5 protein-coding genes and 1 pseudogene are annotated in these 6,300 nt (G+C 61.8%); all 6 read right to left on the bottom strand.

Going from position 1 to position 6,300, the window contains the following annotated elements; all coding sequences use genetic code 11:
* Positions 1–334: pseudogene (locus CMI59_RS01240) on the bottom strand (pilus assembly protein); the annotation flags it as partial.
* 17 nt (positions 335–351) lie between these two features.
* Positions 352–1,818, bottom strand: a complete 1,467-nt coding sequence (locus CMI59_RS01235) for a CpaF family protein (protein ID WP_293323610.1) — start codon at positions 1,816–1,818, stop codon at positions 352–354.
* 17 nt (positions 1,819–1,835) lie between these two features.
* On the bottom strand, positions 1,836–3,194 hold the full coding sequence (locus CMI59_RS01230; protein ID WP_293323607.1) for an AAA family ATPase: 1,359 nt from the start codon (positions 3,192–3,194) through the stop codon (positions 1,836–1,838).
* Positions 3,194–3,904, bottom strand: coding sequence for a CpaD family pilus assembly protein (locus CMI59_RS01225; protein WP_293323604.1), 711 nt, complete (start codon positions 3,902–3,904; stop codon positions 3,194–3,196). The genes CMI59_RS01230 and CMI59_RS01225 overlap by 1 nt, the downstream gene beginning before the upstream one ends.
* Positions 3,905–3,941: 37 nt before the next feature.
* The gene (locus CMI59_RS01220; RefSeq protein ID WP_293323601.1) at positions 3,942–5,348 is read right to left on the bottom strand and encodes a type II and III secretion system protein family protein; all 1,407 of its coding nucleotides are present in this window, start codon (positions 5,346–5,348) and stop codon (positions 3,942–3,944) included.
* Between the two features lie 71 nt (positions 5,349–5,419).
* Positions 5,420–6,205 carry a Flp pilus assembly protein CpaB gene (gene cpaB / locus CMI59_RS01215; RefSeq protein ID WP_293323598.1) on the bottom strand — a complete coding sequence of 262 codons (786 nt, stop codon included), beginning with the start codon at positions 6,203–6,205 and terminating at the stop codon, positions 5,420–5,422.
* Positions 6,206–6,300: the final 95 nt, after the last annotated feature.

Below are 6,300 nucleotides of genomic sequence, written 5' to 3'. Positions count from 1 at the left end.
TTATCAGGCCGACAATGGCGCTCAACATATGGAACGAGCGCGTATCGATCTTTAGGCCGGCACGTTCCAGCCGCATCGCAAGAGAGAGCTTCTTATTGTGCTCTTTCTGCTGCTCTTCCAGTCCTTTCAGCGTCTCCTGCATCTGCTTGCGACGCTTTTCGCTGCTATCGGCCTCGCTTTCAACCCGGGCATTCTTCGCACGGCCGGGCCCCGCCACACGCGCGACCCGCTTTTGCGCGGAGTTCTGCCCGCCGACGAAAACGAAACCGACACCCCCGATGCCCACGGCAACGAGGAACGAGATCGCAATGATGATGAACGTGGCCTGATCCATCCGGCTGCCGTTTCCGTTCAGTCCTGTGCGCGGTCGAGGGCCGCGGCAAGATTCTGGTGCTGATTGTAGTAACGCGCCCTGTCCCAGAATGCGGGGCGGGCGATACCCGTCGATTTGTGCTTGCCGAGGATGCGGCCGTGCTCGTCTTCACCGTCCATGTCGTAGACGAAAAGATCCTGGGTGATCACCACATCGCCTTCGGTGCCGAGCACCTCGGTGATGTGGGTGATACGGCGCGAACCGTCTCGCAGACGCGCGGCCTGAATAATCACGTCGATCGAGCCCACGATCATTTCACGAATGGTTTTGGAAGGCAGATTGTAGCCGCCCATGGTGATCATGCTTTCCAGACGAGACAGGGCCTCGCGCGGACTGTTCGCATGGAGCGTACCCATGGAACCGTCATGACCGGTGTTCATAGCCTGCAAAAGGTCGAAGGCTTCCGGTCCGCGCACCTCACCCACGATGATGCGTTCAGGGCGCATACGCAGGCAGTTACGGACAAGCTCGGTCATCGTCACCTGCCCCTGCCCTTCCAGATTGGGCGGGCGGGTTTCGAGACGCACCACATGCGGCTGCTGAAGCTGAAGTTCGGCGGCGTCTTCGCAGGTAATCACGCGCTCGTCATGCTCAATGAAGGCGGTGAGGCAGTTCAGAAGCGTCGTCTTACCCGAACCCGTACCGCCGGAGATCAGGACGTTGCAGCGAACCTTGCCGATGATACCGAGAACTTCCGCTCCTTCAGGGGAGATAGAGGCGTACTCCACCAGGTCCTGCATCTTGAGCTTGTCGCGGCGGAACTTACGAATGGTAAGCGCGGGGCCGTCGATGGCCAGCGGCGGAACGATCACGTTAACGCGAGAGCCGTCCGGCAGGCGCGCGTCGCATATCGGGCTCGATTCATCGACGCGGCGGCCGACCTGGCTCACGATACGCTGACAGATGTTCATGAGCTGGCTGTTGTCGCGGAAGCGAACACCCGTCACTTCGGTCTTGCCGTTCACTTCGATGAAAGTGCGTTCGCAGCCATTCACCATGATGTCGGCAATATCGTCGCGGGCCAGCAGCGGTTCGAGCGGACCATACCCGAGCACGTCGTTGCAGATATCCTGGAGCAGCGCTTCCTGCTCGGAAATCGACATCACGACATTCTTGATCGAAAGAATCTCGTTCACGATGTCGCGGATTTCCTCGCGCGCGCTTTCCGTGTCGAGTTGGGCGAGCTGCGTCAGATCGATCGTATCGATCAGCGCGTTAAAGATCGTGGTCTTGATCTGGTAGTAGTTTTCGGAACGCTCGTCCACGGTCGCGCTCGGCCGCGCGGCCGGTGCGGGTTGGGCGGGCGCAGGCTTGGGAGGCGGCGCCTTTGGCGCTCCGGCCTTCTGCCCGCCGGACTTCTGCCCACCGGACTGCGTCTCGGGGCGGGCCGGCGCCGCAGGTTTGCGGGGCGCAACAGCTTGTCCTTCGTTCCGGCGTCCAAACACTTTCCACTACCTCCGGTTCAGGCTTTTCGGCTGAACAGTTTCTTGAGCGAGAACGACTTTCGCGCCTTGCCGGCGTTCGCTTCGCGCCCGCAAAGCATCTGTGCAAGATCGCGCAAATTGTCCGAGGTCTTGCCCTTCGGCTCGAGCTCTTCGAGCATCTGGCCGTTATTGGCGGCCGCGCCGAAAAGACCGGGATTGAACGGGATCACCAACGCAGGATCCATTCCGATCGCCTCGGCGAAATCCTTTGCCGGAATCTCGGGCCGCTTGGGAACGCCGACCTGGTTCAAGACGATGCGCGGCGGCGTGTCATTGGGACGGGCCTGACGGATCAGGTCGACCAGGTTCTTGGTATTCCGCAGGCTGGCAAGGTCCGGCATAGCGGTAATGACCACCTCGTCGGCAGCCAGAAGCGCCTTTTTGGTCCAGGGCGACCAGATATGCGGAAGATCGACAATCACGCACGGCACGCCCGCGCGAACGATTTCGATTACGCTTTCGCAGGATTCCGTATCGACCTCATATTCGCGGTCGAGAACGGCGGGTGCCGCGAAGAGGCTCAGCCTGTCCGTGCATTTGACGAGCAGCCGGTCGAGCAGCACGTCGTCGAGACGTTCCGGCGCGGTCAGTGCGTCGGCAATGCCCTGAGCCGGATCCTGATTGAAGTCGAGGCCCGCCGTCCCGAAGGGGAGGTCCAGATCGGCGATCACGACATCTTCGTTGAAGCTCGTGGAGATCGACCAGCCGATATTATGCGCAAGCGTACTCGAGCCGACGCCGCCCTTGGCGCCCATAAAAGCGATAGTCCGCCCGATCGGCGGCGCGTCGGGATCGATATAGAGGCGCGAGACAGCCTCGATCACGGCCAGCGGCTTCAGCGGCGCCACGAGATACTCGTTTACCCCCTGCCGGATCATCTCGCGATAGAGCGAGACGTCGTTCAGGTGACCGACGACGATCACTTTCGTTCCCGCGTCGCAAACTTCTGCAAGGGCGCCAAGCTGGCTGAAGAGTTCGTTCCCCGACGCAGAGGTCTCGACGATGATCAGATTGGGCGTGGATGCGGTCTGATACTGCTCGACCGCGGCGGCCACACCGCCCATATGAACAGTCAGATGCGCCTTGGCCAGGCGGCGGTCTTCGCCCGCGCGCTGGATGGTGCTGCCGCTCTCGGGAAATTCGCAGAATGCGTGAATGGTGATACGCGGCACCGGCTTCATGACGGGGGCAAGGCCGCCCTCGCTCGCATTCTGATCGTTTGCCGGCTGAGCACCACGCGTCTCGTCCGCGCCCGCACGCGGCGGGGGGGCGGGATCTTCGGTCGCGACCGGCGGGGCCTCGGCATCCATTTCGTCTTTATACGCTGCGTCGCTCATCACTTCACCTCGCTGACCGCGGCCGAGTCGCTATCGGAGCGCTGCGTCGCAGTCGATTCGCCCTTACGGTACTTCTCGAGCACCGTGCTGCGGCGATCCGCATCCGCCGGATCCATGGTGCGCGGATGCACGAGATCGGACGGATCGGCAACCATCGCCGCAAGATTGTTCTGTGTCGCGCAGCCAAAATTCGGCGGATTGAGATTCTTGGGGTTGTAGGAATAATTCGCCGACCAGTCGCCGCAGGGGCTCGCCTGCGCCACATACCGATTGAACGTCATGACGACGGGCGCGGAGTTCTTGTCGCCGGCGACCTGGTAGGGCTTGTAGACCACCCGATCGTCCGTCACGCCTTCATCCGCCAGGGCACGGCTGACATCGTTGAGGAAGTCGGACGCCGCGCCCTTGTTCAGGCTGCGGTCGGGGACCGATACCACCATCGGGCCATGGCCACGCTCGGTATAGGCGCGGGCGAAGGACGCGATCTGCGCCTTCTGACGGCCGTTCAGATATCCAAGATCCATCGCCGCATCGAGCTTCAGCGTCGCCGTATCTTTCGACACGGTGATCGGATGCACGTTCTCAGGCGTGTAGAGAGCTTCCTCACGGCCATTGAACCCGCCGCAGCCGGCCAGTGCCAGCATGGCCACAGCGGCAGCAAGCGGACGCCATCCGAACTGCGTTGCGTTTTTCGCCGTCGTTTTCGGCATGTTCCGATCCATAGTCATATCCGATGCCTTTCCCTGATCATTCCACGACGAAGCCGACGGGACCCTTAAGCGTCTTGCCCGCGGGCTGGCTGTCTTTCAGTCCATAGGTCGCGTTCAGCTTGCCCATCAGGATGGTGTCCATGTCGCTCGGCGGCGAATAGCCGTCGGTCGGGAGGGCGATGTTCTTGCGTGCGGTCGGGTTCACGAGATACGGCGTGACCACGACCACGAGTTCGGTTTCGTTTTTCTGATAGTCGCGGCTGCGAAACAGGGCGCCCAGCACGGGCAGGTCTTTCGCCCCCGGAACGCCGTCGATGTTCTGACGGGTCTGCTCGGACAGGAGGCCGGCCATGACCAGAGAGCCGCCGCTCGGCAGCTCGAGCGTGGTTTCCGCACGACGAACCTTAAGCGAGGGCACTGTCACACCGCTCGACGCGGTTCCCTGCAACACAAAGGCGTTTTCCGAGGTCAGCTCGGATACTTCTGTCGAAATCTTGAGGCTGATGCGACCATCGCTCAGCACCACCGGCGTGAAGTTGAGCCCGACACCGAACGGCTTGTACTGCAGCTGGATGTTGCCGTTGTTATCGCGCGATACCGGTACGGGGAATTCGCCGCCCGCCAGAAAGCTTGCCGCTTCGCCGGAAATGGCCGTCAGGTTCGGTTCGGCCAGCGTGTGCAGCAGGCCGGTTCGCTCCAGGGCCTGCAACGTGCCGCCAAGCTGGAATTTTTCATTGTAGTTGGCAGCGCCCGTCAGGCCGCCAAGGGATTGACCCTGCAAGCTCAAAGCGTTTTGAGTCGCCACACCGAACGCAACATTTCCGAGGCTGCCCAGATTGGCCAGGTTGATCCCGAGCTGCTTGATCGCGGTCCGCTGCATTTCAGCGACCGTGACTTTCAGCATCACCTGCTCCTTGCCCGAAATCGACAGCATATTGACGATGCGGTTGTCTTCGGGTTTCGCACCGATGAAACGCGCCGCGAAGGTGCGGGCCTTGTCGGCAGCAGAAGCGCTTGGCACCGTGCCGGACAGAACGATGTTGTCGTTCATGGCCTGCACATCGATCTTCGTGCCGGGGAAGTAGTGGCTCAATGCATCGCGCAGGCTTGCCAGGTCGCGTTCGACGCGAATTTCGAGATTGAGGATCTGGCGACCGTCCTTGTCAAAGAAAAAGGCGTTGGTCTGCCCGACCTTGAGGCCGATCAGATAGGTGCGCTTGTTCGTACGCACCACCGCGTCGACGATTTCCGGGTTGGACACAAGCACGTCGCGGGCCGCGACGGGCAGTTCCACGATGGCCGCCTTGTCGAGGCCCAGCACGATGGCGCGCGAGTCCTGACCGGTCCCGCCCTGGTCGATTTTCACCAGCCGGGCATCGGCCGCGTAAAGCGGTGTGGCCGGTTCCCAGCCAAGCGCTGCGGCGCAAAGCACAAGAAGGCCCATACGCAGCCAACGCCGTGTTCGCGTTTTTAAAGAGTGTGCTTTTGCCGTCATGGTCTCGTTCCTCATGGCAGTCACTTCACGCGAACGGGTTGGGTATGACCGAAGCGGACAACACGGACAACGGAGCCTTCGGCTTCATCGCGCGTATCACCGCCCGCGATCTCCTTTTCGCCGATACCACGGAGCGTGAGCGTCAGCTTGCCCTCTTCCTGAGCGAGCGCGATCAGCTCCGCCTGCGCCGGCGTCAATTCGAGCGTCGCCGTTTTACCGATCGCGACCTGGGCGCCTTCCTTCTCGTTGAAACGCTGGTCGATGGCGAGAATGCGCACATTGCGCATGATGGTCTCGGCCGTGGCGGCGTCGCGATTGCCGCCCGAGGACCGGCCTGTCAGAACGACATCGACACGATCATTGGGCAGGATGAAACCGCCGGCACTGGTCTCTGGCGAAATGCGAATGGCGACTGCCCGCATGCCCGGATCGATCAGCGCCGCCATGAGCCCCTTGTCGCCGGTCCGAACGAGCTTGTCCGCGGTAACGGGCTCGCCCTTCACGATCGACACGCGCGCGACACTATCGGCGTTCGCGGCCAGCGCGTCCGGACTGGACTTGCGCGTGATGAAGACCGGGTTCAAGGCGTTCTTCGGCCATTTCTGCCATTTGATGGCTGAGCCGGTAAGGCGATCGCCGATTGCAATATTCTTCGCGGCCACGAGGACTTCGGCCGTCGGCGCCTCGACGACTTTGGGCGCGGCCTGCTTGCTGTCGTCCGACGAGACAAGACCGCGCGCCAGGAAGGCGGCTGCGCCCGCTGCGACCAATGCCAGAACCAGAACTCCAATGCGTGCGGCGTTCATATGTTCACTTCCTTTCCACGCGGATCATTCGCCACTCTCATGAGGTGGCGGCCGCGAAGGCGACCCAGTGTGAGTCCCTGAAAATCACGAGACCC

Source organism: Parvibaculum sp. (assembly GCF_002684405.1).
Lineage (GTDB): Bacteria > Pseudomonadota > Alphaproteobacteria > Parvibaculales > Parvibaculaceae > Parvibaculum.
Note: the sequence above shows the minus strand (reverse complement) of the source record. Positions and strands in the feature narration are given on the sequence as shown.